General features: G+C 74.7%; 23 protein-coding genes and 3 pseudogenes. 10 read left to right on the top strand and 16 right to left on the bottom strand.

Annotation, left to right across the window (positions count from 1 at the left end; genetic code table 11):
* Positions 1-49: 49 nt before the first annotated feature.
* Positions 50-3,136 carry an amino acid adenylation domain-containing protein gene (locus tag OG900_00625; protein ID WUH88774.1) on the top strand — a complete coding sequence of 1,029 codons (3,087 nt, stop codon included), beginning with the start codon at positions 50-52 and terminating at the stop codon, positions 3,134-3,136.
* A 69-nt stretch (positions 3,137-3,205) separates the two neighbouring features.
* On the opposite strand, the gene OG900_00630 is transcribed toward OG900_00625, so the two are convergent.
* From OG900_00630 to OG900_00645, 4 genes are all read right to left on the bottom strand, one after another.
* Entirely contained in the window at positions 3,206-4,216 is a 1,011-nt protein-coding gene (locus tag OG900_00630) for a LuxR C-terminal-related transcriptional regulator (protein WUH88775.1), read from the bottom strand.
* A 16-nt stretch (positions 4,217-4,232) separates the two neighbouring features.
* A complete protein-coding gene (locus OG900_00635; GenBank protein ID WUH88776.1) occupies positions 4,233-5,237 on the bottom strand; it encodes an asparagine synthetase A in 1,005 nt (334 codons plus the stop codon).
* A 250-nt stretch (positions 5,238-5,487) separates the two neighbouring features.
* Complete coding sequence (locus OG900_00640) at positions 5,488-6,036, bottom strand: helix-turn-helix domain-containing protein (GenBank protein WUH88777.1); 549 nt, start codon at positions 6,034-6,036, stop codon at positions 5,488-5,490.
* 769 nt (positions 6,037-6,805) lie between these two features.
* Positions 6,806-9,412, bottom strand: a complete 2,607-nt coding sequence (locus OG900_00645; protein WUH88778.1) for a tetratricopeptide repeat protein — start codon at positions 9,410-9,412, stop codon at positions 6,806-6,808.
* 163 nt (positions 9,413-9,575) lie between these two features.
* On the opposite strand from OG900_00645, the gene OG900_00650 reads away from it, so the two are divergent.
* Positions 9,576-9,734: a hypothetical protein gene (locus OG900_00650; GenBank protein WUH88779.1), complete on the top strand. Its 159-nt coding sequence runs from the start codon at positions 9,576-9,578 to the stop codon at positions 9,732-9,734.
* A gap of 217 nt (positions 9,735-9,951) precedes the next feature.
* Here OG900_00650 and OG900_00655 read toward each other — a convergent pair whose 3' ends face one another.
* On the bottom strand, positions 9,952-10,605 hold the full coding sequence (locus OG900_00655; GenBank protein WUH88780.1) for an HD domain-containing protein: 654 nt from the start codon (positions 10,603-10,605) through the stop codon (positions 9,952-9,954).
* Positions 10,606-10,967: 362 nt separating this feature from the next.
* Between OG900_00655 and OG900_00660 the strand changes: the two genes are divergently transcribed.
* The gene (locus OG900_00660) at positions 10,968-11,570 is read left to right on the top strand and encodes a hypothetical protein (protein ID WUH88781.1); all 603 of its coding nucleotides are present in this window, start codon (positions 10,968-10,970) and stop codon (positions 11,568-11,570) included.
* A 98-nt stretch (positions 11,571-11,668) separates the two neighbouring features.
* Here OG900_00660 and OG900_00665 read toward each other — a convergent pair.
* The 3 genes and pseudogenes from OG900_00665 to OG900_00675 form a co-directional block, all read right to left on the bottom strand.
* A pseudogene (locus OG900_00665) lies at positions 11,669-11,870 on the bottom strand (SigE family RNA polymerase sigma factor).
* A 24-nt stretch (positions 11,871-11,894) separates the two neighbouring features.
* The gene (locus OG900_00670) at positions 11,895-12,686 is read right to left on the bottom strand and encodes a hypothetical protein (protein ID WUH88782.1); all 792 of its coding nucleotides are present in this window, start codon (positions 12,684-12,686) and stop codon (positions 11,895-11,897) included.
* A 143-nt stretch (positions 12,687-12,829) separates the two neighbouring features.
* Positions 12,830-13,285 carry a hypothetical protein gene (locus OG900_00675; GenBank protein WUH88783.1) on the bottom strand — a complete coding sequence of 152 codons (456 nt, stop codon included), beginning with the start codon at positions 13,283-13,285 and terminating at the stop codon, positions 12,830-12,832.
* Between the two features lie 488 nt (positions 13,286-13,773).
* Here OG900_00675 and OG900_00680 point away from each other — a divergent pair, with 488 nt between their 5' ends.
* Both OG900_00680 and OG900_00685 read left to right on the top strand, forming a co-directional pair.
* Positions 13,774-14,262, top strand: coding sequence for a nuclear transport factor 2 family protein (locus OG900_00680; GenBank protein ID WUH88784.1), 489 nt, complete (start codon positions 13,774-13,776; stop codon positions 14,260-14,262).
* Positions 14,263-14,324: 62 nt separating this feature from the next.
* Positions 14,325-14,528 carry a hypothetical protein gene (locus OG900_00685; GenBank protein WUH88785.1) on the top strand — a complete coding sequence of 68 codons (204 nt, stop codon included), beginning with the start codon at positions 14,325-14,327 and terminating at the stop codon, positions 14,526-14,528.
* A gap of 49 nt (positions 14,529-14,577) precedes the next feature.
* On the opposite strand, the pseudogene OG900_00690 reads toward OG900_00685, so the two are convergent.
* A pseudogene (locus OG900_00690) lies at positions 14,578-14,715 on the bottom strand (NAD(P)H-dependent oxidoreductase).
* 181 nt (positions 14,716-14,896) lie between these two features.
* Here OG900_00690 and OG900_00695 point away from each other — a divergent pair.
* Positions 14,897-15,346: pseudogene (locus OG900_00695) on the top strand (hypothetical protein).
* Between the two features lie 6 nt (positions 15,347-15,352).
* Complete coding sequence (locus OG900_00700; GenBank protein WUH88786.1) at positions 15,353-16,009, top strand: ATP-binding protein; 657 nt, start codon at positions 15,353-15,355, stop codon at positions 16,007-16,009.
* 343 nt (positions 16,010-16,352) lie between these two features.
* Here the strand turns inward: OG900_00700 and OG900_00705 are convergent, their stop codons facing one another.
* The gene (locus OG900_00705) at positions 16,353-16,913 is read right to left on the bottom strand and encodes a helix-turn-helix domain-containing protein (GenBank protein WUH88787.1); all 561 of its coding nucleotides are present in this window, start codon (positions 16,911-16,913) and stop codon (positions 16,353-16,355) included.
* Positions 16,914-17,180: 267 nt separating this feature from the next.
* Positions 17,181-19,340: a helix-turn-helix transcriptional regulator gene (locus OG900_00710; protein WUH88788.1), complete on the bottom strand. Its 2,160-nt coding sequence runs from the start codon at positions 19,338-19,340 to the stop codon at positions 17,181-17,183.
* Positions 19,341-19,640: 300 nt separating this feature from the next.
* Here OG900_00710 and OG900_00715 point away from each other — a divergent pair, with 300 nt between their 5' ends.
* Both OG900_00715 and OG900_00720 read left to right on the top strand, forming a co-directional pair.
* Entirely contained in the window at positions 19,641-19,904 is a 264-nt protein-coding gene (locus OG900_00715) for a hypothetical protein (protein WUH88789.1), read from the top strand.
* 310 nt (positions 19,905-20,214) lie between these two features.
* A complete protein-coding gene (locus OG900_00720; protein WUH88790.1) occupies positions 20,215-20,454 on the top strand; it encodes a DUF6479 family protein in 240 nt (79 codons plus the stop codon).
* Positions 20,455-20,632: 178 nt separating this feature from the next.
* On the opposite strand, the gene OG900_00725 is transcribed toward OG900_00720, so the two are convergent.
* Positions 20,633-21,094 (bottom strand): lamin tail domain-containing protein, encoded by a 462-nt coding sequence (locus tag OG900_00725; protein WUH88791.1) that lies wholly within the window; start codon positions 21,092-21,094, stop codon positions 20,633-20,635.
* A gap of 341 nt (positions 21,095-21,435) precedes the next feature.
* On the bottom strand, positions 21,436-21,912 hold the full coding sequence (locus OG900_00730; GenBank protein ID WUH88792.1) for a MarR family transcriptional regulator: 477 nt from the start codon (positions 21,910-21,912) through the stop codon (positions 21,436-21,438).
* A gap of 50 nt (positions 21,913-21,962) precedes the next feature.
* Here OG900_00730 and pip point away from each other — a divergent pair, with 50 nt between their 5' ends.
* A complete protein-coding gene (gene pip / locus OG900_00735; protein WUH88793.1) occupies positions 21,963-22,937 on the top strand; it encodes a prolyl aminopeptidase in 975 nt (324 codons plus the stop codon).
* Positions 22,938-23,221: 284 nt separating this feature from the next.
* Here the strand turns inward: pip and OG900_00740 are convergent, their stop codons facing one another.
* The 3 genes from OG900_00740 to OG900_00750 all read right to left on the bottom strand — a co-directional run bounded on the left by OG900_00740 (position 23,222) and on the right by OG900_00750 (position 25,696).
* Positions 23,222-23,806 (bottom strand): hypothetical protein, encoded by a 585-nt coding sequence (locus OG900_00740; GenBank protein ID WUH88794.1) that lies wholly within the window; start codon positions 23,804-23,806, stop codon positions 23,222-23,224.
* A gap of 6 nt (positions 23,807-23,812) precedes the next feature.
* Positions 23,813-24,265 (bottom strand): SRPBCC family protein, encoded by a 453-nt coding sequence (locus OG900_00745; GenBank protein ID WUH88795.1) that lies wholly within the window; start codon positions 24,263-24,265, stop codon positions 23,813-23,815.
* Positions 24,266-24,499: 234 nt separating this feature from the next.
* On the bottom strand, positions 24,500-25,696 hold the full coding sequence (locus OG900_00750) for an acyltransferase (GenBank protein WUH88796.1): 1,197 nt from the start codon (positions 25,694-25,696) through the stop codon (positions 24,500-24,502).
* Positions 25,697-25,729 lie beyond the last annotated feature (33 nt).

Raw genomic sequence — 25,729 nt, forward strand, 5'->3', positions numbered from 1 at the left:
TGTCCCGACCGTCCCGACCGTCCCGACCGTCCCGAAGTGGAGGAGGCCCATGTCCGCCCCCGTCATCGACGAGATACTCCCCCTCACCGCGCTGCAGGAGGGCCTGCTGTTCCACACCTTGGCGCAGGACGGGCAGCACGGCGTGTACGTCGCCCAGTACACCGTGCCGCTGGACGGCCCCCTGGACGCGGAGCGGCTGCGCGCGGCGGTACGCCGGGTGCTGGTGCGCCACCCCAACCTGCGGGCACGCATCCACTACCGCGCCAACGGACAGCCGGTGCAGGTGGTCCCGCACGCCGCGGAGCCGCACTGGTCGGTGGCGGCCGGCCGCGACGGGGACGCGGCGCTGCGGACCGCGCGGACCGCCGGCGTCACCGTCCGCGGCGGCCCGCTCCTGCGGTTCGACCTGGTGGCCGAGGACGCCGGGCGGCACCGCCTCGCGGTCACCGCGCACCACTGCGTGCTGGACGGCTGGAGCGCCCATGTGCTGCTGCGCGAGATCTTCGCCGGGTACGCGGAGGAGGACCTGGCGCCGGCGGTGCCCTACCGGCGTTTCCTCAGCTGGCTCGCCGGCCGCGACCGGGCCGCCGCGGAACGGGCCTGGGGGCGGGAGCTGGCCGGCGCCACCCCGACGCTGCTGGCGCCGGGCTCCGGCGGCACGGCACCGCGCTGGTCGACGGCACTCCACACACTGCCCGCGCCCCGGACAGCGGCTCTGCTCGCCCGGACACGGAGCCAGGGCGTGACGCTCACCACCGCGGTGCAGGCCGCGTGGGCGTTGGTGCTCGCGCGGCGGACCGGGCGCGAGGACGTCGTGTTCGGCTCCGTCCTCAGCGGCCGCCCGGCCGAACTCCACGGGGTCCAGGACATGGTGGGCATGCTGGTCAACACGGTGCCGGTCCGGGTGCGGACGGGCGCGGGCACGAGCCTGGCCGGCCTGCTGGCCGACGTGCACACCCACCGCCTGGCCCTGCACCCGCACGACCACCTGGGCCTGGGCGACACCGCCCGGGCCGCGGGAATCGCGGGACCGCTGCTGGACACGACGGTGACCGTGGAGGTGCAGCCCGAAGGCCTGTCCGCTGCGGCGGAGTTCGCCGGGATCCGGGTCGGCGACATCAGCTGCACGGAGACGGCCCACTATCCCGTGACCGTGGTGGTGACGCCCCGCGAGCACCTGGAGGTACGGCTGCACCACGACGCGTCCCGCGTCCCCGAACCGCTGGCCCATGCGCTGGCCGCCGACCTGGCACGCGTCCTGGAGGCCTTCGCGGAGAACCCGGCGACCCGGCCCGCGGACGTGGCACCGTGCGGCCCCGAACAGCGCGACCGGATGCTGGCCGCGGGGCGCGGCGTCCGCTTCCCGCTCCCCCACAGGCCCTGCGTGCACACCGTGTTCTCCGACCGGGCGGCACGCGACCCGCAGGCCACCGCGCTCGTCTTCGGCGACGAGCGCGTCTCGTACGGCGAGCTGGACCGGCGCGCCAACCAGCTGGCGCACCGTCTGACCGGACTCGGCGTCCGCAGGGGCGACTGGGTGGGCGTGCGCCTGGAGCGCGGCCCGCAGCTGGTCGTCGCGCTGCTCGCCGCGCTCAAGTCCGGTGCGGGCCATGTGCTGCTGGACCCGGCGTTCCCCGACGCCCGAACCGCCGAGTGCATCCGGGCGACCGGCTGCCGGGTCGTGGTGAGCGACCGCCCCCTGCCGGCCGCGGCCTGCGGCCCGGACGGCCCGCACACCGTCCGGACCGACGATCCGGCCCTCCTGCACGGCCTGCCGGACACCGACCCGGCAGTGGCGGCCGGCGGCGAGGACCCCGCCTGTGTGCTGTTCACCTCGGGTTCGCAGGGCACGCCCAAGGGGGTGGTGGCGTCGCACCGGGCGGTCGTCGGCAGCCTGGTGGGGCAGGAGTTCGCCCGCGTGACCCCGTCGGACGTGGTCCTCCAGTGCTCCCCGATGTCCTGGGACGCGTTCGCCTTCGAGCTGCTGTCGGCGCTGTTCGCGGGCGCCACGTGCGTACTGCAGCCCGGCGGGACACCCGAGCCGGAGGTCGCGGTGCGCCTCATGTCCGAACACCGCGTCACGGTGGCCCACTTCTCCGCCAGCCTGCTCAACTTCCTCATCGACCAGCACCCCTCGGCCTTCGACACCGTCCGGCTGCTGCTGACCGGCGGCGAGGCCGCCTCACCGGGCCACCTGGAGCGGCTGCTGCGCCGCCGCCCCGCACTGCGGCTGGTCAACGCCTATTCGCCGCTCGAATGCATGATGGTCGCCGTGTGGCGGCCCGTCACCCTGCGCGACTGCCTCGAGGGATCCGTACCGCTGGGCGGCCCCGTCGCCAACAAGCACTTCTACGTCCTGGACGACCGGCTGCGCGTGCTGCCCCCGGGCACGGCCGGCGAGGTGTACCTCGGCGGAGTGGGCGAGGCCCACGGCTACCTGGGCGCGGCCCGCCTGACCGCCGAGCGGTTCGTGGCCGACCCCTACGGCCCGCCCGGGTCCCGCATGTACCGCTCGGGAGACCTGGCCCGCTGGCGTGCCGACGGAACCGTGGAGTACCTGGGGCGACGGGACGACCAGCTGAAACTGCGCGGCTTCCGCATCGAGCCCGCCGAGGTGGAGGCGGCGCTCGCCCGTCACCCGGACGTGGCCGGCGTCCGCGTCCTGGTACGCGCCGAAGGCCCCGGCGACCAGCGGCTCGTCGCCTACGTGCTGCCCCGCCCGGGAGCGGCTCCCGCGGCACGGGAGCTGCGCGCGCAGGCGCAGGCCGAGCTGCCCGAGCATCTGCGGCCGGTGGCATACGTGACGGTGGACCGGTTCCCCACCACCGCGAACGGCAAGCTGGACCGCCGGGCCCTGCCCGCACCCGTATACGCGGCCGCGGCCGCGGCCGCCACCGGGTCCCGCGACGCCCCGGGCGGCCCTGTGCAGGAGCGCCTGTGCGCGCTGTTCGCGGACGTCCTGGGTGTGGAACGGGTCGGTGTCGAGGACGACTTCTTCGACCTGGGCGGCCACTCCATGCTGGCGCTGCGGCTCCTGGGCCGGATCAAGGCGGACTTCGGGCAGGAGGTGCGCCTGCGGACACTGCTGCGCCGCCCGACCGTGGCGGGGCTGGCGCAGCAGCTGGGGCGCTCCTAGAACCGTCGAGGGTGCGCGACAGGTCGCGGCCGCGGCCCACCGGGACGTGTCCGGGCAGGGGGGGTGCCCTCAGATCCCTCCGGGGTGGAAGTCACCGTGCTGGACACCGCAGCCCAGGGCGGCCTGCATGAGCAGGACGGCCTCAAGGCGGTTGCGTACGCACAGCTTGGTCAGGGCGTGGGAGACGTGGCTCTTGACGGTGGCCGGGGAGACCACGAGAGTGCCCGCGACCTCGCCCGTGGACATCCCCTCCGCCAGCAAAGTGAGCACCTCGCGCTCCCTGCACGTCAGGCAGCGCAGGCGGCGTGCCAGGCCGCGCCCGGCGTCCGCCGGCTGCATCGAGACGCACAGCCCGACCAGGTCGGGCGAGAGGACGACGTGTCCGGTCGCGGCGGCGGCTGCCGCCTGCGGCAGGTGGCACAGCGCCCAGTCCTTGCTCAGGCAGCCCGACACCCCCGACGACAGCGCGGCGTCCAGCCGGTGCTTGGTCCAATCGACGCCCACCAGGAGCGACCTGCCCCCGCGGCGCGCCACGTCCTGGGCCTTCAGGACATGGTTCTCCAGCGGGCCGGAGACCAGGATCGTCAGATCGGCCCGGTGCAGCGGCCAGTCGGCAAGCGGCTGCCGGCTGTCGCCGGTGGCGACCAGGCTCACCTGGTCGTCGTCGTCGAGGGTGCAGCCGAAGACCTGGCGGGAGACGGGGTCTCCGTCGAGCAGCAGGACCCGGGGCGGTGCGCAGGACAGTGCCGGCGCCTGCCACGCCCCGCGCGGCAACGGTACGGGGGCGGCGGCGGCCGCGGTCACGGTCACGGTCGGCGCGAGGCCGGCGGGGCGCGGCGGCCGGCTCGGGCCGGTGTCGAGCAGTGCGGTGGCGGGGACCGCGGCGCCCGGCAGGGAGCCGCCGGGGTCCCCCGGCTCGCGGCCCGGCGTGCGCGGACCCGGCACGGACAGACCGGGCGCGTAGGGGCTCCCGACGTTCGGGCCGGGAGCGTAGGGGGCGGCGGAGCAGGACTCGGGCAGGACGGTACCGGTGCCGTGCAGGTGCCCGGCGGAACCGTTCGGGGGCGCGACATGGGGCATGTCAGCATCTCCTTGGTCAGGGCGAGACGACGCCGGGCAGTTTGGGGAAGGCGGTGGCCTGCCACACGTAATCGGCACCCACCAGGTAGCGCGTGAAGCGCTGGATGCCCAGGCCGAAGCCGGCGCTCGGCGGTATCCCCTTCTTCACCTCCTCCAGATACCAGCCGTACTTGGAGGGGTTCTCCCCCGTCTCGCGCATCCGGGTGATCAGGCGCCGGTAGTCCGACTCCCGTTCGCCGCCGCTGATGACCTCGCCGTACCCCTCGGGCATGAGCAGGTCGAACGTGCGCAGTATGCGGGGCCGTTCGCTGTCCTCGCGCTCCAGGAAGACCCGTGAGCCCTTGGGGTAGTCGGTCAGGAACACCGGCCGGGCGCTGCCCTCGGACAAGATGCGCTCGCCCTCCCAGTCGATCTCGGCGGCGGCGCTCTGGGCGTGGCCGCCCTCGACGAGCCGGGCCACCGCGTCCGCGTGGGGCAGCCGCTCGAACGGGGCGGCCGCCATCGCCCGCAGGGCGTCCATGTCGCGCCCCAGGGCGACCAGTTCGCCCTCCGACTCGGCGATCAGGGCGCGCGTGGCGCTGACGATGACGCCCTCGGCCAGGTCCATGGCCTCTTCACGGCTGGTGTTCGCCATCTCGATGTCCAGTTGGTGGAACTCCGCCAGGTGACGCTGCGTGGAGCAGGTCTCCAGCGGCTCCATGCGCACGTTCGGAGCGACGTAGAAGATCCGGTCGTGCGCGAGCAGCGCGGTCTGCTTGTAGACGAAGGCGCTCGTCATCAGCTTGTAGCGGTGACCGTAGAAATCCACGTCGACCTGCTTGGCGCCGCGGATGCCCGGGTCCGTGACCGGGCCGATGACGGGCGGCAGGAGTTCCATGAACCCTGCGTCGCGAAGGAAGTCCCGGGCGTGCCACAGGAAGGAGTTCTGCAGGCGGAGGATGCGGCGGGTGCTGTCGGAGGTGAGGTGTTCTCTCGGTCCGGGTGGAAGCTCCGTGCCGGTCGTCACCACAGGCGTTGACATTCTCAGGCTCCCTGGTTATCGAAGGCTCTCCGAGGCTTTCAGGAGAAGAAGTCCGCCCGATCGATGCTAGGAGAATCCGGCAGCGGATCCGGCATCTTCCGCCGGAATCTGACCGGCATCCGGGGAATCCGCGGGGCCGGGAACCGAAACGGAATGCGCGCCTTCCGAACAGGCCGCCAGGACCGGGCGGCGCGGGGATGAAAGCGCGGCCCGCACGGCGTCAATCCGGGACCGCTCAATCCGTACGGCGTCAATCCGTACGGCGTTCCAGATATACGGAGTCCCCGTCGACGGCGGCCAGTCGCCAGCCGGCGCGGCCCTCCTCGTTGAGCACGCCGGTGACCCGGGCGCGTCCCGCGCCCTCGGGCAGCGGCACGGCCTTGTACTCGTACTGCGGTCCGGGCAGGGGCGGCGTCGGGGACGGTCCGGCGGCAGCGGGGGGCAGATGCCCGCGGCCGGGTGCGGAGATCCCCCCGTCCCGGCGGCGGAAAGGATCTCGATTGTCCTCCAGCAAGCCGAAGTCCGGTGCGCACGGGTCACCCCGGCCGAATCCTGTGCGAAAATTCTGGGCATCCTCGTAGGCGGCGCTCTGCAGCAGTCGCTGAAGAGTGGCGTCCTCTATCCGCAGCGCCTCGGCGAGCAGTTGGACGGTCTCTCTACGGGGATGGCTGACATGGCCCTTCTCCAGGTTCCTTATAGCACGCGAACTCACCGTGGACAGGTCGGCGAGTTGCTGCTGGGTGATGCCGGAGCGCAATCTCGCGCGCATCAGCATCTCCGCGAACTGGCGATTTCCCATGGGATCGCTCCGCAATATCGTGAACCGCGTACTCCGCATGCGGGGGGACGGCAGCCGGTGTCACCGCGCCCGGCCGGCGCCCGGCGACATCGCCCCTTCCACCATAGGGACCTTCCCCGACAGCCTCCAGGCGACGTCACGTGACCGCGACGCTTCGCGACAACCTGTTGCCCGCGGTGCCTGAGACGGGTGTCCTTGCTGGTGGGACGGCCTGGAAGCGGTAGGGCCGGCGTCCCGCTGCGATCACCGGCGACGGGGAGCCGGTGACACCGCCGGGTGCACCGGACCACCGCGCCCCACGCGCAGTGCGATGCGATCTGACCTGCGCGAAGAGGTGCTCCGGGCGCCCGGACGGTGACGGCGCCGGCGCCGGCCGGCGGCGCGCGCGGCCAGGTCCGCCAGTTGGCGTGAACCCGTGGTCCGTTGGATGGAAAACGGTGGAGGGGACAAGAGACTCCTCGCAGCGCGAGGGATTCGCGGGAGGACCGCCGGTGCCGCACCGGGCGCACCAGGCAGGCCTTCCGGCTCCGAGGAGGCGGCGGTGTCGACCTGCGTCGGACCGGTGGGGTCGAGGGCGGACGCCCGCGTCTTCGCTGACCGGTGGGTGGCAGGCCCTGGCGCGTCGGGGTTCCGCCGCCACGAAGCCCAGCGCCTTTCGCAGGCGGTCCTCGAAGGCCGAACGGCACGAGTCTGCCTGGCGGCCGGTCACGCTCGCCTCGGCGTGGGCGGGGCCCGGCCCGCGTCGTGCACCGCGGCGGCTGGCGCGGTTTCAGGAACCGGGGCGGGAGCGGGGTCCAAGGCCGAAGGAAACCGTCCGGAAGTCTCCGTAGAAGGTGGTCTGTTCCAGGTCCGTGAAGTCGCCGGCGAGCACCGACCGGTGCAGGGGCCTCGTCCAGAGCATCGAGCCGGAAAGGCCGGTGCATCGCGGGGCGTGGAGGCCCGCGCTGGAGGGGACCCACTTCTCCATGTCCGGGTCCTCGGCGACGCTGCCGGGCGCGAGCACCTCCCACGCCGGCAGCATCGTCGCCCGGCCGCCGCCCTCGTCGCCGAGTGCCACCTGGGCTCTGCCGGCGTTCAGCTGCGCGCGGGCGATGAGGAGGGGGTCGTCGGTCGGCCGTGCGTCGGCCAGCACCCGGCCCGCGCACTCGGCCGCCACCCCGGCGAGGCAGGCCGGACACATCTCCAGATAGAGGGCGGCGAGGTTGGTCAGGCACAGCAACAGGTCGGGCCGGTCGTCGAGTTCCACGGCGATGCGCAGGGCGCGGCAGAAGTGGTAGACGGCGCAGAGCCCGTAGGCGAAGGGGTCCCAGCCCATCAGGGCGAGCGCCAGGTTGCCGTGCGCTGTCTCCAGGATCCCCCGCGCGGCGTTGTACGGCTTCCCCGACAGGCTCTCCAGGAGCGTGATCGCCTGGGACAGTGTTCGGGCCGCGCCCTTGGGGTCGCCGGACATCCGTTCCGCGTCCCCGAGGGCGATGGTGGCCAGGGCTGCGCTTGCGACGTCACCGAGCGCGGAGTGGATGTTCTTGGCCTGGCGGTGGTGGGCGGCGGCCCGCTGGTAACGGCCCTGCCGGAGTTCGACGAGGCCGAGGCCGTGCAGTGCGAGCCCCCGGGTGGCCTGGTCCGGGGCGGTGTCCAGGGCGCGTTCCAGGTGGGGGCGCGCCTCGTCGTAGCGGTGGGCCACCCGGTAGGCGCTTCCCAGCTCCCGGGACGCCGAGCTCACGTCCCGGCCGGTGCCGGGGCCCGCGTCCAGCACCGCCCGGGCCGCGGTGATCCACTCCTGGACCTCCCAGCGCAGCTCCCAGTAGTACGACATGTGTTCGGTCAGCCGCAGGGCTTCGCGGACCTGGCCGTGCCTGGCTGCCTCGACCAGCGCGCCGGTGACGCAGCGGTGCTCCGCGTCCATCCAGGCCAGCGCTTCCCGGCGCTCCCCGGGCCGGCCGGACACCGCTTTGGTGCAGGTCGGGAGTACCCGTTTGAGGTAGTGGCGGAGCACCCGGGCGTGTGCGGTGTCCCGCTCCTGAGGCACGGCGGTCTCGACGGCGTACAGGCGCAGCAGATCGTGCATGTCCCAGCGGTCGTGCCGCAGGCGCCGTACGAGGTGCCGGCGTGTCAGGTTCCGCAGCAGTGCTTGGGTGTCGATGTTGTCCCGGCCGAGTACGACCGAGGCCAGCTCCGCGCCGGTGTCCGGGCCGGGCGCGATGCCGAGCAACCGGAAAGCGCGCTGGTACTCCTCGGCGAGCGGGGTGAACGACAGCTCGAAGGCGGCGCGCACGGCCAGTGGGCGGTTCTCCGCGTCGGTGTCGTCGACGCTGAGGCGGCCGAGCCGTCGGTGGGTCTCCTCCAGACCCGCCGCCTGGGCGGCGAGCGACTGCGACGGGTCCTCCCGCAGCTGGGCTGCGGTGATCAGCAGCGCCAGCGGGAGGCAGCCGCACAGGCCGGCGAGCCGGGTGGCGGCGGCGGGTTCCGCAGCCGCTCGGCCGTCGTGAAGGGCACGCCCCAGCAGCAGCACCGACTCCTCGGCGGACATCGGCTCCACGGTCAGCGGGCGTCCGGCCGGAAAAGCGGGGAGCGTGTCGCGTGAGGTGACCAGCAGCCGGTGCCGTACCGGCCCGGCGCCCTGGCGCGGCACCAGCTGCTGGAGCGGCCCGGCGGAGGCAGCGTTGTCCAGCACGATGAGCAGAGGGCTTTCGCCGGCGAGCGCTTCGTGCAGACCGCTGATGCGCCTCTCCGGTGCGGACGGCACGCTGTGGCCCAGCTCGCGCAGGATCACCGCGGCGGCCTCACCCGTCGTCAGCTCCCGGGCTGGGCTGAAGCCGTGCAGGTCGACGAAGACCACTCCGTGGAACCAGCCCCGGCCGTAGGCGCGGTGGGCCGCCCGGATCGCCAGGGCCGTCTTGCCGACACCGGGCATGCCGGCGATCACCACGACGCCCTCCTTCGACGAGCCGGGAGAGAGGGCGTCCAGCACGGTGTCGAGGTCGGCTCCGCGTCCGGTGAAGTCCTGCGCGATGTCCGGCAGGCTCCACCGAGGTCCGCGCGGCGAAGGTGCCTGGGTACGGGGTCTCCCGCCGCGCCGGGCGCCGTGCTCCTCGTGCGCCAGCCGCAGTTGCTCCGCCCACCAGCCGTCAGCGGGCGTGTCGGTGTTCCCGTGTGCTTTCGCCAGGCCGCGCAGATGGGCGACCAGGGCGAGGAAGACCGAAGGGTTGGAGGGGAGGGCCTTCCCGAGCAGCCACTGGTTGACCGACGTGGTGCTGACGGTCGCATCCATCGCCTTCAACCGCCGTACCAGAGCATCCTGCTTCGGATGTTCCGCCGACTCGTACAGCTCGCGCAACCGGACCAGTAACGCCGTCGCCTCACGACCCATCACCGTCATGCGCACTCCTGCGAAAGCCTCAGGAAACTCCCTTTTACGGGTCTCACCAGGCTATATGGCGACGCCGCCGGCCAGGGGGCGTTGCCGGAAACCCTCCGGACGGCGGAGAACCGGGGTGTCCCGCGACCCGCACACCGCAACCCCGGTACCGGAAGGCACGCCCATGCTGCCGCACGCGATCGTCCTGCTGCCCATCGCCACCGGCGCCCTGCACGGCGCCGCCGTCGTCACGGCCGCCCTGACCTCCCTGCTCGCCCGTCGCCCCGACCGGCGCCGCGACGCCCGCAAAACCCTCCGGCTGCTGCTCTTCCGCCGGCGTTGAAGCCGCAGCGACCACCGGGACGCCTCCGCCCGTCCCCGCGGCTTCGGGCACCCGGCCGGGCGCTCCGGGTCCGGGAGAGGGAAGCGGGCTGGGACACGCGCCCGGCTGCGCTCCCGACGGGCGCGGTGAAGGTCGGCTTGGCTCTCTCCCGCGGATCCGCGGGCCGGCAGTCGCCTCCCGTGGTTCGCGGGCCCACGGCAGGGCGGCCGGGGCGGGCCTACTCCGGCCAGGCGTTGCGCAAGATGGTGTCGACGAAGTTCGTCCGCTTGAAGGACGGGTCGAAGTAGGCCAGGACGTCGTCGTTCATGGTTCCGAAGGTGGTGTCGGGCCGCTCGGCCATGCCCTCGTAGAAGGCGTGGAGGATCCGGCGCTTGAAATCGGGGCGCGGATGGGCCAGAAGGACGGCGCGCTTGTCGGTGTCGCTGATCTGGTCCAGGTCCAGGCCCAGGACGTCGGTCTCGACCCCGAGGGTGACCACCGCGGTCTCCGGGGCCAGGCGCAGCGGCACCTCGGGGGTGGTGTGCAGGGCGATGGCGAGCCACACGTCGCGGGCGTCGGCCCGGCTCCTGCCGTGTTCGCGCAGGAACGCCTCGGCGGCGTCCGCGCCGTCGATCTCGAAGCGCTGCCCGCCGGTGCGGTACCTGCGGGTCAGACCGAGATCGTGGAACATGCCGCCGACGTAGGCGAGTTCGGGGTCGACCTCGATGCCCCGTGCCCGGGACTTCAGCATCCCCCACAGGAACACGCGCCGGCAGTGGTGGTACAGCGTGTCCCCGTCGGCGGGGTCGTCGGCCGCCTGCCGGGTCACCTCGGTCGCGGCGCGGACCAGGCCGCTGTCGGGGATCTCGATTCCCGCGACGGTCTCGGGCATCTGCGCTCTCCTGCTCGTCGGGCTGCTGCGGTTCGTGTTCGGGCGCCTGGCGGCTCTCTTCGAGTCTCGCTGGCCGCCGGTCGTCCGCCATCCACGATCCGGGACAGGAATCCCTCGGTCCCGGACACGTTTCTGGCCGAGCGGATCTGCGTGGGGCCCCCGGCGGTCGCTTCCGGACGCGGGCACCACGGCGCCGCACCCCCCAGGTGCGGCTCGGCCCGCGGTCGATCCGCCAGGTGGCCAAGGCCGGGTGTCACCCGTGCGGGTCGTGTTCCCCCGATCCGCGATTCCCTCCCTTCGTGACGTCGTCCCGGTGCGCCAGGATCCTCCCCCTCGGCACACCCCTACAGAAGAGGAAGCCCATGGCACACCACACGCTGGCGGGCGCCAGGCGCCTGGCACGGCACCGTAGCCGGATCGCCGCCCTGGCCTCAGCGACCGCGGTCCTGGGAACCCTGCTCGCCGGCGGGCCGGCGTCCGCCGCGGCGGGACCCGACGTCGCCGTCTCCCTGACCCTGGACTCGCCGCGGCCCGGAGAGCCGAACAGCGTCCTCGGGGGGTCCGGGCGCGGCTGGATCACGAACACCGGCGATACCGCCATCCCGGCAGGCGTCAGGGTGTTCTTCACCGTTCGCAACCTCGCCGTACCCCCCTTCATCTGCGCGCACGGCGATTCCAGCCGGATGTGCAACGAGGTCCACGCCGTCGGTGTCCTCGGCGGGGACGGCACCACCGCGGTGCCCGCCCCTGTCATCGACAACGCCGTGTCCCCGTGGGAGATCATCACCACCAGGGGCCTGGCCCCCGGCGAAGCCGTCACCTACCGCTGGACCGTCGGCCACTACGCGCCCTGGCACCGCGTGGCGGCGGTCGCGACGGTCACCTCCCTGCCCCCGGGCATCACCGACGCCGACCGGGGCAACGACACCGCCACCGTCGCACGGCAGGACGGCACCGGCTTCTGACCGTTCTGCGCACAGCTCACGGGGTCCCGGCAACCGCCGGGGCCCCGTCGGCCGGCGGGTCCGCGGTGAGCGCCGACGTCCTGTTCCGGCCCTCCCGGTCAGCTGGGCGGTGTGCGTCCCATCGCCGCGCGCAGGGCCGCGATGCCGCGGGAACCGCATGCCCGAGCCCACGGACAGGCCCAGGGTTTCGGCGCCCTGCGTCCCGGTCGTGTCCGCGAGGCAGCGCGGCACCAGCACCTCGCGCCGGCGGCGCTGCAGCGAGCGCGTCGCCTCCTTGAGATGGTCGCGCTCCAGGATCTCGATCGGCTGACCGGCACGGCCCGCTCAAGGGGCGGGCGGCTCGTGCTCGGTTCGTTCGGTGGCGAGCCTTGTCAGGCGGGCCCGCAGCTCGTCCGGACTGAGTGCCAGCAGTTCGCCGATCGCCTGATCCCATGCGCCCGCGGCCTGCTCCACCGCGGACCGGAACTCCCGTCGCACCGGCCGCCCGGCCACCATGAGGGCGAAGGCGGCCAGGGGCCGCAGCAGCCAGCGCCCGTTCACGGCGACGGTGACGCCCACCTCCCACCGGCCGTCCCGCGCGCGCCGCGGCCGCAGGTGCAGCCGCGCGCGGCCCAGCGGGTGGCTCAGCCGTGCCGTCGCCGGGGCGTGCGCGGTCGGCGGCGTCCCGGGCGTGAGCGCGGCAGCCGTCCACCAAGCGGCCAGATCCACCTGGCCCTTCCCCGCCACCCGCCGCAGCGGTTGGGAGCCCCGCACCCGTATGTCGGCCTCCAGCAGCCGCGGACGGTCGGGGGCGCGCAGTCGCACAGCCGTCCGCGTCGTCCCCTCGTCCGACGTCACCACCTGCTCGACGGCGATCGACCTGCCGCGCTGCCACTGCTGTATGGCCAGGACCGCCGTGCCCGTGCCGCCGGCGTGCGAGAGGTCGTACCGTGCGCCGGGCCGTAGGTGGCGCCCCTTCACCAGCCGCACGTCCGGGACCGTCCGCCCGTCCTCCACGGCGATCGCCTCCCCCCGGCTCCGGGTGGACTGCGCGAAGTCCAGGACCGACTCGGCGAGCTGCCCGAACTGTTCGGGTGTCACGGCGACGACGGAGACGCAATGGTGCAGTACGGTCATGTGTTCCTCCCCGCAGGGCCCCCGTGCCGCGGGGGATCGGCTCGAGCCCGACCGCAGGGTCCGCCCACGGCCGGCGGCGTTGCGTGGCAGCGGCTGCCCGGTGGCACCCGGGAGGGGGCAGCGGGCAGCCGGCCGGGTGCCTCCTACCGGGCGGGCGGCCGCAGCGCCGGGTCCGCGATCATGGCGTCGATCTCCGCGGCGATCCGTTTCGCGGCGAAGGGCCCCGCGAAACGGATGGTGACGACCACGTCGGTGTGCCTCCCGATGACGGCCAGCACACCGCCCCTGGCGGACACCACGCTGTGCAGGGAATCCCATTGCAGGAGTGAGGTCGTGCCCCACAGCCGGACGCGCAGGCCCTGTGGGACCGCGGTGATCCGCCAGCGCAGGCTGCGGAGGTTGGCCGCCGCCCAGGGGATGAAGGCAAGGGCGTAGAGCGGGTCGCGCCACCACGAGGGATCGCCGACGATCGCGACGGCGGCGCCGCCGACGAGGAAGAGGTCCAGGAGTCCGACGGCCACGAGCATTCCGGTGCCCGCCTGCCAGTGGGCCGGCGGCCGCTGCCGGCCGCCTGCCGCTTCCCCCACGGTTCGGCGCATGGTCCCCCCTCGTGATCGCCTCGTCACCGGCGGGTCCGGCCCCGGTTCCGCGTCTCGCCGCGTCTCCGGCGCCACCCGGGGCGCCCCACTCCTTAGGACGTGAGCGGAAACCGTTTGGATCCGTGCCGGTCCGACTTCGGTGGCACGCGACGGGGCGGGAGCGTGCGCTTCGTCGACGACCACGGAAACCCGGATGCGGGTGCCGCACGGCCCCCCAGGCTGCGCCCGCAAGGACGGGCGAGGCGCCGTGTCGACCGCCGGGCCGCGCCGGTCGGCCGGCGGTGCAGCAGCGGCGGCCGGCCCCCGCACGCGCGCCGGCAGCGAGGTCCCGCGCGCCGCGTGGCGCCGGCCCGGCAGCTCGGTCATCGGCCCGGCGCGCGCGGACGCGCTCCGCGGCCACGACGGAGCCCGTCCCTGTCTCACGTAGGCGGCAGGGGTGGCCGGCGGACCCCTGCCGGGCTGCTCCGGCGCTGGGTAGCGTGCCCGGCATGACTACGCTGGAAGCTCTGGCCGCCCGCCTCGACGCGATCGAGGCGGAGCTGGCGCTGCACCGTTTAGCCCATGACTACTGCGTGGGCGCCGACCGTCGCGACCGGCTCCGCTGGGAGGCGGTATGGGCACTGGACGCGATATGGGAGACCGGGCCCAACCGCGTCTTCATCGGGCTGGAGGCCATCTGCGCCGCGGTCGAGCAGCAGTGGCGGACCTTCCCGGTCATGCAGCACGCCACCGCGAACCATACGGTGGCCGTCAGCGGGGACGCGGCGACGGGCCGCTCCGACGTCGTGGTCCTGGCGCAGCTTCCCGACCGCCACTGGGTGGTCGGAGGAGGCAGCTACGAAGACGAGTACCGCCGCAGGGACGGGGTCTGGCGCCTGACGCGTCGCAGGGTGCGGCAGCCCTTCGACGTGCTGCTGACCGCCGGCGGCGGGCCGGCCCCCTTCGGCGGGGCTGTCCGGGTCCACGTCGACCGGTGACGGCGGGCCCGGCCGGCGCCGATGTCCGGTGTCCGGCGGGGGACTTCGGGTAGCCGGTGGGCATGGGACGGCTACGGGGTGCGGGAATCGCGGTCGGCATGTACGCGGCCGGGGTACTGGTGTGGCACTTCGGCGGCCGTACCGGCCACGGGCATCCCTGGGGCCAGTCCTGGCTCGGCGGGCTCGTGCTGGCCGCCGTCGCGGGGCTGTGGACGCTGGCCAAGCGCCGGTGGCGGAGACACCGCGCCCACAGCGCACCGAACTGACGGCAGGCCGGCCCGCGTACGCGCCCCGCCGCGGGACCCCGCCCGCCGCGGCCTTCCGGCCCATCGCGTACAGGTCGCTCACCCGCACCTGGTGCCCGGCCGCCTGGAGGGTGGAGACCGCGAGGTCCTTCAGCGAGCCGTTGAGCGAGCGCGGTTCGGGGTGGGCGCAGACGATGAGCGCCTTCATGGCTGTGGCCTTCGACGGGGTGTGTCGCCACCGATGCCCGGCCCGCCCGGACCGCGTCGTACAGGGGCGCCTTTGTCCGTCGGAGGGGACTTCCTGGCAAAGGCAGGACCACCCCTCGCGGGCCGTGCCGTGCCCGTGATCGGGGGCGTGGACGATCTTGCGGGCTTCCTGGCGCTCGCCCCGCGCCCTGGGCCTGGACGAGACCGAACGCGGGCACCTCCACCGGCTCGCCCGGCAGCGCCGCCGCCGCGCGAAGGCGCCGGGCGGGCCGGTCCGGCCGGAGCTGCTGCGCGTCCTGGACCTGGTCGCCGGCGCGCCCGCGCCGATCATGGGCCACCGGCTCGACGTGCTCGCCGGGAACCTCCTGGCCGGGCTCCTGTTCGGCCGGCCGATACCGGGCCCGGACACCGCACGGCACCTCTTCCTCCAGGAGGCCCAGCGCGGCCTGTACGCGGACGGCGACGACGCGCACCCGGCCGTGAACACCCGGGTCCGCGAGCAGCGCCCGCGGGGCGGGCAGCACGCGGTCGTGCGCGGTGGGGATCGCCGGCCGGGGCAGGCGGGTGGTGTGACCGCCCGGTGGCCGCACCGGGCCGTGCGCGGCGGGCGGTGGAAGGTGTGCTGGCGATGATCGGTGATGGCTGAGCGGTTCGTCGCGGTCTGGGGTGCTCCCGGTGAGGTGGCCCGGGTGCGCCGGTGGGCGCAGCGGCAGGTGGAGGAGTTCGCCTGGCCGACCCGCTGGCACCCCGACGTCGGGGTGCTGGCCCTGGCGGTGTCGGAGCTGGTGACGAACGCGCTGCGGTACGCGGGCGGGCCGGCGGGGCTGCTGCTGGTCTTCGACGCGCGGCGGGTGCGGGTCGTGGTCAGCGACGGCTCGCCGGCCCTGCCGGTGCTGCGGCCGCCTCCCGCGGGCGGGTGGGGGCTGGTGATCGTCGACCGGCTGGCCCGGTCGTGGGGCGCGGTCCCGCACAGCGGCGGCAAGCAGGTCTGGGCCGATTTCACCGCCCCCGGCACCGCGCCCGCTCCCCCGCCGGCTCCCCTGCCGGCCGCCGGCCGCCTGGTGGGTGCCGCGGGCCGTCCTCAGGAGTGCTTGAGCTGTCCGGTGGTGGAGACCGGGAACAGGTCGGCGGCCCCGATCACGCCCAGGAGGCGCTGGACGCTGCTGCTGGGCGCGGCCAGCAGGATGCTCCCGCCCTGGCCCAGCGCGGTCTGGCGGGCCTGCAGGAGCACCGTGAGGAAGGTGGAGTCCGCGAACGTCACACCGGCGAGGTCGAAGACCAGGTGGGGATGGTGACCCAGCGCCCGGTCCACCGCCTCCTGCAGCAGGCCGACCGTGTCCAGGTCCGCCTCCCCGCGCACGGTGACCACGCTGGGAGACCCCAGCGCACAGGAGACCGACAGCTGCGGTCCGTCCTGCGGAGCGGCATCAGCGAAAGAGTCCACGGGCGCTCCCCATTTCGAACTGTTGTCGGTTAAGCCTGGCACAGTCGCAGTGGGCCACGCGACGCCGGGGGCAAAAGATCAGCCCAAATGGTAGGGGCGGGAACAGGCGTGCCCGTGAACGGGACCGGGCCGGCAGGGACAGCGGGAGTGCTGAGCTTCACCCGGGCGACGGCCCTACGCCCCCGCGTGCCTGGTCAGAAGCCGATCTCGATGTAGTCGATGTGGTTGATCCGCACCTCTTCCAGGGAGCGGGCGCGGCGGCCGCGGTCGCGGAAGTAGAGGTCGCGCAGGCCCTCGGCGACGATCGCCTGCAGGTCGGTCTCGCCCGCCCCGGCGGCCTGCGCGTCGAACAGGCGGGCGGCGTAGGCCGGCGGGAGGTGCTGGGTCAGCAGCCGGGTCCGGTCCTGGTCGCTCGACCCGGGGGCGCCGGTGTAGCCGAGCTGCGCTCGCGTCTCGACCGTGATGCCGCCCGACGTCGCGGCGTGCCTGCGGGCGCGGGCCTTCACCCGCGGCTGCCAGTCGCGGCGTACCTCCCGCTCCAGGCGGGCGGCCAGGTCCTTGCGGGGCCGGCGCAGCGTGCCCTTGAGATACCGCTCCACCGTGCGCTGGGAGACCCCCAGGCGGTCGGCCACGACCCGGGTGGAGCCCTTGGCCTGCTTGAGCAGGAACCGCATCCGCGCCTGCGCCGACTTCGGCACCGGGCGGGTCGCGGCGGCCGCGCTCGCCCGCTCCAGGCTGTCCTGCAGCTTGCCCACGCCCTACTCCCCCCCGCCCGGGGTGCCGTGCGGGGCAGCGGGGCCCCGCTGCCCGTTCCTGTGGATCATCGCGCCTCCCTGCCGGGCCGCCCCGGGCCGTTCGCGGATGCCGGGACGGCCCGTTCAGGATAGGGACCCCGCAGCCCCCGGGACGTTCAGGGCCGCGGCCCGGGGTAGGGCCCGGCAGGGGCGGCAGGCGCTCCCGGTGGCACCGCAGAGCGGCCGGGTCGAAGGCGTCGGGGGCGGACGCTTGCGGGTGCCCGGTGCCTACGGCTCGTCGGCCTTGATGTGCCGGGCCGGGTTGGTCTCCTGCTCCAGCAGCTCCACCGCCCAGTACAGCGGCCGCGTGCCCTCGTGCTTGACCATGCCGGGCGAGACGCCGAGGCGGAAGGTGCCGGGGGCCGGCTTGCCCGCCGCGTCGTAGGGCAGCACGTCCAGCGGCGACGGGCCCGCCGACGGGTAGAGCGCGCAGTCCGAGAGCACCGCGATCGGCGTCAGCGCGCCCGGGCCGGGCAGCACCGTCCACACCCCGCCGACCCGGGCCGCCGGGCGCATACCGCCGGTGGCGGCCGCGACCTTGAGGAGCTTCCTGTGCATGTTCACCCGGGCCGCGGCCACGACGGCCGCGCGGATGTCGGGGCGCCAGGTGGGGCGCTCCAGCGCCGGCCACCGCTCCCCCGGCCGGTAGGCGGCGCCCTGCGGGCGCTCGCGCAGCTTCCCGATGCCGCCCTTGACCGTCGACTTGATCGCGGAGAGCACCGCGGCAAGACCGGGGTCGGCCTGCCGGTGGGCCGCCATCGCCGCGAGGAACTGCCCCGCGCTCAGATCGGCGGTCACCCCCAGGTCGGCCATCGTCTGCTTGTACGCCGCGGACAGGTGCTTGTACCAGGGGTCGAGGTAGGGGCCCGCGTCCCTGCGCACGTACGCCTCGATCGGCGCGACGGCCAGCGGCAGGCCGTAGGTGTCGATCAGCTCGGCGGCGTAGGCGACGGTCGGGGTGGCGTACCAGGCCGGGCCGTCGGGGCGGTGGCCGTGCGGGGTGAACGGGTTGGGCAGCCGGGGGTCCATGCCGATACCGGACAGGTCCACCAGCCACGACCCCGGGACGGTCTTGTCGAACCGCGGCGCCTTCACGTGCTCCGGCCCCGACAGGCCGACCGGCAGGCGGTTCGCGGCCGCGAGGAACGCGGTGTTCACATCGACGCCGACCGCGAACTGCTTCGCGCACTCGGCGTCGGTGAGCGCCTGCGGGTCGCGGGCCCAGTCGAACGCCTCCTCGTCCAGGACGTCGGCCTGCGTGCGCTGCTGCCCGCGCGGGAACGACGCGGCCACCACGGGGTGTTCGTCCGGGGCCTCCGGCGGCGCCGGGTCGACCGCTGCGGTCAGCGAGCCGGGCACCGGCCCCGGGGCCCAGGTGCCGGCCGTATCGTCCCTGACCGCCCGGGTGGGCGGGCGCAGCGCGGTCATCAGCTCCAGCCCGGCCACCGCGGTGGAGCCGCGCGGGGTCAGCACCCGGGCGGCGTAGAGGGACAGCACGCGGGCGAGCTCCGCCGGCGGCAGCCGGTCGGCGGCCGCCCAGGCCCGGGAGTCCAGGGCGCCCCACGGCAGCACGGCCAGCTGCACGCACTGCCGCTGCCGCCCCTGCGCGGGCCGGTAGATCCGGGCCCACGGGCCGAAGCCGCGCTGGGTCAGCTGCCACTTCGCCTTCGCGATCTGGCGTACGGCCGCGTGGTCCTCCGGCAGCCGCAGCGCACGCCGGTCCTCCAGAGCCTCCGGCAGCCCCAGCCGGGCCGCGCCGGCCGCCGTCACCACGACCAGCGGGTCGGAGTCCCTCCCCCACGGGTGAAGCCGCACCGCCCCGAGCCTGCCCTGCGCGAGCGTCCACTCCACCAGCTCCGGCACCGTCGCGGCCGGGCACTCCAGCACCAGGCCGCCCGCGCAGTACAGCAGGCCGTCGCCGTCCAGCACGCCCAGCGGCCCGTGCGCGAACCGCGGATCCGCGGCGGCGGGGGTTGCACCGGCGGCAGGCCGGCGCGGCGCGGGCGCGGCGGCTTGCGGACGCCGCGGCGCGGGCCCGGCCTGCGGCGCCGGGGGTGCGGGGACGGCGGGCGTCTGCGGTACGGCGGCGGCCGGCTGCGGTCCGGGTACCGGGGCGGCCGGGGCCTGCGGGGCGGGGAAGCGTGCGGCCAGGCCCTCCAGGAGCCGGGCGTAGGCGGCGCGCTGCGGCGGGCGCGGCTCCGTACGGCCGGACTCCCAGTTCCCCACGGCCTCCCTGCGCGTATCGACCGCCTTGGCGACCTGCGCCTGGCTCAGCCCGGCGGCCTCCCGCAGCCGCCTGCGCTCCGCCGGCGGCGGCAGGGCCTCCGCGGCGGCCACCCGCTCCAGCAGCTCGTCGACCGCGCCGAACAGCTCGTCCTCCGTGGGCATACCGCACACCTCCAGGCCCCGACCCTATCTCGAATCGCACATCGGATAGCGTGCGAATCGCGCACCTGGGAGGGGTGTCACCCGCCGCTGCCGGGGCGCGCGGACGCCCCCGGGCGTGCGCGGCACGCCACGAGCCGGGCGGACCCGGTCGTGCGGGGACGGGCCCGCCTCGCGGCCGGGCCGACCTGGGCGGCGCGGGCCGGGGGGCGGGGGAACCGGGTGGGCTCGCGGGGTGTCCTTCATGGCGTCCGCCCCGGAGGGGGCGTGCGGGTCGAGGTGGGGGATGCGATGAAGCGGCGTATGACGAGATGTCTGGTTGCGGCGGTGTCCGCTGTCATCGTGGTGTCGGCACTGTCCGGATGCTCCAGCGACCGGCGGGGGCTGGGGGATTCGCCGGTCTCCGGCCACCGCGGGGACGACACTCCGGCCGACGTCACCAACTTCCCCGACGGGTTCGCGAACATCGCGACCAAGTGCGTCGCCGGGGCCCCGGGTTACCGCGCGTTCGTCACCACGCGCGAGGCCGCGCCCGTCGTACTGGCCGACCCCGCCTGCAAGGGCTGACCCGCACCCGGCACGCGGTCCGGCACGCGAGGCGGCGGGGAGCCGTGGCCGACCGGGCCGTGCGCGGCGGGGGCGGACCTGGCGGCGACCGTGCCGGCGCCGTACGGCGCGAGGCCGGCTCTGCGCTGCCGCCGCGTATCGAGGTGGGTGCTTGTTCCTCAGGCGGGCGGCTGCCGGCAGGGGCGCCCGGGGCGGGCTGTTTCGCGGCGGGCTGGTCGGGCAGCCGCAGCGGGAGGGCGGCTTCGCCACGGGCCCCTTCCGGTCGCGGGCAGGCGCCCCGGGGCAGGCGTATGCGGAAAGGCGGATCCCCATGGACACAGCGGTGCGGCAGACCACCGAGCTGGCGTCTTCGGGCGTCGTGGCGTGGGCTGTGATCTTCGGCATCATCATCGTGGGGGTGCTGATACTCGCCTTCTGGTGGGGGGCCAAGGCGGTCGCGCGCCGGCGCGGGGCAGGGCGGGCGCCGCAGCCGCGCGCCGGGTCGTGGCACGAGCCGCAGCAGAGCGAGGTCCACCACTCCGCGCGGGCGGCACGCCGCCGGGCGAAGTGACACCCGCCCGGCCGACGGGGCCCAGGCGTGCGCGCCCGAGGCGCCGGAGGGCGCCCGGTGCGCACGCCGTCGCCGCGCAGGCCGTCGCCCGCCCGTACCCGCCCGGCCGGGCACACGCCGGCGCGCCCGGCCGCCCCTGCGGGCGGCCGGGCGCGGGTCCACCGGCCCGGGGGCCGGGTCAGCGGTGGTGGTGGTGGCGGCGTCCCCACGACTCGGTGTCGACGACGTGTCCGCGGCTGTCGCGCAGCGTCGCGGTGTCGGAGGCGTCCCACACCGCGATGCGGCTGCCCTGGTACAGGTCGCGGCCGGTGTCGCGGCCGTTGCCGGCGTGGACGCGCACCGACTGGTGCCCGCGCAGCGTGACGTGGCCGAACCAGTAGGTGTGGTGGTCGGAGTCGCTGAGGGTCCAGCGGTCCAGGCTCACCGGGCGGCCGGAGGTGTTGGTGACGGTGACCCACTGCTCGTTCGGCGACCGGTGGGAGCGGCCCGGGGCCGCGTGCTGGACCTCGCCGAGGACCACCTGCGGGCGCTGCTCGTGACGCCGGCCGTGGTCGGCGGCCGCCGCGGGCAGGGCCGCGGCGGCGAGGGCGGAGCCGGCCACCAGGGCGGTCGCGGTCAAGCGGAAGGCGATACGGGACACTTGGTCCCCTTTCGTGCGGGCACGGCCGGAGCCGTACCAATGGTGCTATTACTCCCGGCCGGTGCCGAGATGCACCACTGTGGCCCGGATACCGGCCCGGCCGGAGGATCACCGGGACGACGTTACGAATTCCGGACATATCGGTAACTGTTGGATGCGGCGGGCACGGACGGTGCCGGCCGGGCGCGCCGCCGCGGGCCGGCCGCGCGACACGCCTGCGGCTACCGGCACACGACGCGCCCGGCGGCGGCCGCGGCGGCGAACACGCGTCCTAGGGGTGCCCGCGTCCGGGGGCGCGGAAGGTAACGGGCCGCGCCGCCGGCGCCCGGGGCCGTGCGGGCCTACCGCTGGCGGGCGTCCGCGATGCGCAGGCCGAACGGGCGGCGTTCGATCGCCCGGGACACCTGGGTCAGCAGGTCGGCCAGCGGCATCGGCAGCTCCGCGTCGAGTTCCCTCATCGCCGCCGCTGTCGCGTTCCACTCGGCCTGGATCCGGGGCAGCAGGGCGTGGGCCCTGTCGGTCAGCTCGACCAGGCGGCGGCGGGCGTCACGGGGGTCGGCGGTGTGGGTGACCAGGCCCGCGCGGGCCATCTGGGCGGCGGTCTGGCTGGCGGCGGAGTGGGTGACGCCCAGTGCGGCGGCCAGGTCGCGGACCGGCAGCGGGCCGTGGGCCAGCAGGGCGCGGACGACCGGGGAGAAGCGGGGCCGGTAGTCGGGCAGGCCCTGCTCCCGGTAGACCCCGGCCACGTCGCCGTCGAGCAGTTCCAGGACGTGGCGCAGCAGGGTGCCGACGGCCGCCGGGTCGGGGGGGTTCCTCACCCTGATAATGTAACAGTGCTGTCAGATCGGAGCAGGGGGGTGCGTCGCACATGGCCGGGCTCTATCCCCCCGTCGAGCCGTACGAGCACGGGGTGCTCGACGTCGGCGACGGGAACCGCGTGTACTGGGAGGCCTGCGGGAATCCTGCGGGCAAGCCGGCGGTGGTCCTGCACGGCGGGCCCGGGTCGGGGGCGGGGGCGTTCTGGCGCCGGCTGTTCGACCCGGCGGCCTACCGTGTCGTGCTGTTCGACCAGCGCGGGTGCGGGCGCAGCACGCCGGACGCGGCGCAGTGGGGGACCTCGCTGGCGGCGAACACCACCGCGCACCTGGTCGCCGACATCGAGCTGCTGCGCGGGCACCTGGGCGTCGGCGAGTGGCTGGTGCTGGGGGGCTCCTGGGGGGTGACGCTGGCGCTGGCCTATGCCGAGCGGCATCCCTCGCGCGTCTCGGAGCTGGTGCTCTTCAGCGTCACCAGCACCACCCGCCGCGAGGTGGAGTGGATCACGCGGGACATGGGGCGGGTCTTCCCCGAGCAGTGGGCCCGCTTCCGCGACGCGGTGCCGCAGGCGGCGCGCGGGGGCGACCTGGCCGAGGCGTACGCGGTGATGCTCGCCGACCCCGATCCGCGGGTGCGCGAGCGGGCGGCGGCCGAGTGGTGCCGGTGGGAGGACGTGCACGTGGCCACCCACGGCGGCCACCGGCCCGATCCCCGCTACCTCGACCCGCGCTTCCGGCTGCGCTTCGCCCGCCTGGTCACGCACTACTGGCGGCACGCCGGCTTCCTCGGCGACGGGGAGCTGCTGCGCGGTGCGGGAAGGCTCGCCGGGATCCCCGGGGTGATGGTCCACGGGCGGATGGACATCAGCGGGCCGCCGGACATCGCCTGGCAGCTGGCGCAGGTGTGGGCCGACGCGCGCCTGGTGCTGGTCGACCGCGAGGGGCACGGGCTGTCGGGGGACGCCACCAGGGCCGCCGTGCTGGCGGCCACCGACGCCTTCCGCCCCGCCGGGGCGAGCGCCGGCTGACCTGCCGGGCCGTCGGGCCCGGCGGCCCGGCAGGTCAGCGGAGTTGTTTTTCCAGGTCCTTCCAGCGGCGCCGCTCCTGGGGGGCAGTGCGGAGAGCGGGGTGACCTGCTCGGGGTGGCCCGGCGCCGCGGGCCGGGGGGGCGCGGGCGGGTGCCGGGGCGGGTGGGGGATGCAGACCATCAGGTATCCGAAGTCCCGCAGGCACCGCAGGAGGAAGAGGAGGGCCCAGCGCAGCGGTGCGGGCATGGGCGCCGCCTCCTTGTTCTGCCGGGGCCCGGCGGCTGTCAGGCCAGGCAGTGTGCGGCGATCTGGCCGACCGCGGCGGACGCGGGCAGGCCGCGGTCGCGGGCCGCGACGGCGGCCGAGCGGACCGAGGCCTCCCACCGCGGGGCGTAGGGCTCGTGCAGGGTGCCGCAGGCGTAGGCGCACTGCAGGCCGGCCTCCGAGCGCACGGTCAGGCCGAACTCGGCGGTCGGGCCCTCGCTGTCGATGTCTCCGAGGCCGAAGACGAGCGTCGCGCAGCGCACCGCGTCGACGGTGCCCCGGCGCAGCGGCAGCGGCACCGGGCCGAGGCCGGCCAGGCGCAGTCCGGCGTACGGGTCGGGTTCGATGACCGCGTCCAGGTCCAGTGGTGCGCTGCCGGTGCCGGCGTGCGGTTCGGCGCTGATCCGCAGTCCCAGCCTCGTCGGGTCGCCTGCGTCGGCCAGGTCCAGTGCCACCGGCACGATCAGTGATCCGGTGACGCCGTAGCCGCGGTAGCCGCCGATCCGGGTCTGCAGGATCCGGTGCGCCTGCCGGGTGAAGGCGGCGGTGTCCGCGGTCCCGTACCGCAGGACGACGGTGTTCTCGTACCGGCTCAGGCCGCGCATGGCCGGTTACCGCCGGTCGGTTTCGACCGCGCGTTTGACGCGCTCCAGTGTGGCCTGCATGCCGTCGACCATCAGCTGCTCGCGGTCCCTGCCCAGGAGCCTGCTGGCGGTGATGATGCGCGCCGGTATCGGCAGCGGTCCGGCGTGCTCGCGCCACTCGGTGACCAGGGTGCCGCCGGCCTGCGGCTCCAGGCGGTAGCCCCAGCGCATCCGCGATTCGGCGACCTCGAAGGCGAAGCGCTTGGGCGCGTCGTACTCCAGTACCGTGCAGGTCGTCGTCCAGCGCACGACGCCGCGCTTGTTGGTGCCCTTGAAGACCGCGCCGGGTCCGGGCTCGGCCCCGCTCTGCCAGCGGCCGCCTTGGTTCTCCGGGCTCCACTCGCCGTAGCGGGTGGGGTCGGCCACGACCGCCCACACCGCCTCCGGGGCGGCGCCCACCCAGATGCTGACCTCGTCCATGGCTGTCCTCCAAAAAGTGCGCCGCCCGGCACCGGCCGTGGCAGCGGGTTCGTGATCGACGCGGGGATGGCGCCGGCGTCCGGGCATCCCGGCACCGGCACGGCACGGCAAGACAAATCGGCAGGAAGAACGGCGATCGATACGGCAGTAACACGCGGGTGCGGTAGGTCGGTGGGCCCGGCCCGGCCGGGGCGCGGGAGCGCTCCGGCCGGGCCGGGCGTAAGGCGGTACCGGTCAGGCGGAGGCGCGCTCGGCTCGCGCGGCTCGCGACTGGCTGAAGTACCGCACCATCGGGCGTTCCACGAAGGTGTTCAGCACCCAGGCCGCCGCCAGGCACAGCGTGGCGTATGCGGCGATCGCCCCGTAGGCCTGGCCGTCGGACCACCGCTGGTGGCCGGCGAACAGGCGGGTGAGGGTGACGAGCATGACGGCGTGGATCATGAAGAACGCGAAGGACAGGTCGCCGAGGCGGACCATGGGCCGGCTGCTCATGATCGATCGGCGGCCGCGGCCCTCCGCCGCTGCGGCCGCCGGGATCAGCAGGGCCAGCGGCACCACGGTGGCCGCGTCGAAACGGTAGAGGAAGGGCAGGGAGAACGTCAGGAAGAACCCGCCGACCGCCAGGAGCGCGGCGGCGGTGGTCGGGACCGGGATCCACCGGCCGGTCAGCACGATCCGGGCCATCAGCATGCCCAGGGCGAACTCCAGCAGCCTGACCGGCGGGAAGGCGTAGACCAGCCACATCTGGTCGGGTGTCACCGGCAGTCCCATGGGGCCTGCGGCGCCGTGGACTCCCGGCAGGAGGGCGTAGACCAGTGCCGGGACCGCCACGACCAGGCCCGCGGTGATACCGGCCGCGGCCCACAGGGCGCGCGGGGGGATCTTGCGGATCAGGGCGTACAGCAGCGGGAAGCACAGGTAGAACAGCGCCTCGCAGGACAGTGACCAGCTCGGCGGGTTCACCCCCAGCTGGACGTCCAGGTGCGGTGTCCAGGCGTGCAGCAGCAGCAGGTTGGGCAGCCACAGCCGCGGTGCGGTGGCCTTGGTGCCGGTCATGAAGCCCACCGAGGCGAACAGCACCATCGCCGCGGCGAAGGTCACGACGTGGTTGGGGTAGATGCGTACCAGGCGGCGGCGGTAGAACCGGCCGGGGGTGTCGCCCTTGCGGGCGGCCCAGGTCAGGACGAAGCCGCTGAGGATGAAGAAGAACGACACCCCGATCGGGCCGAAGCAGGTGAACCAGCGTGCCGCCCTCCCGGCGGTGGCGCCGGTGAACGGGCTGATCTGCGGCTGGGTGGTGTGGAAGACGAAGACCATCGCCGCGGCGACCGCGCGCATCCCGGTCAGGGAGTGCAGGCGGTTGCGGGGTGCGGGTCTGGAGGTCTGCGGCAGCGACGGCGTGGGTTGCTGAGGCGGTGCCTGTGTGACCACGGGTGACTCCTTTCGGTTGGTGGTGCTCTTGGG

The sequence above is a fragment of the Streptomyces sp. NBC_00433 genome, from assembly GCA_036015235.1.
Classification (GTDB): domain Bacteria; phylum Actinomycetota; class Actinomycetes; order Streptomycetales; family Streptomycetaceae; genus Actinacidiphila.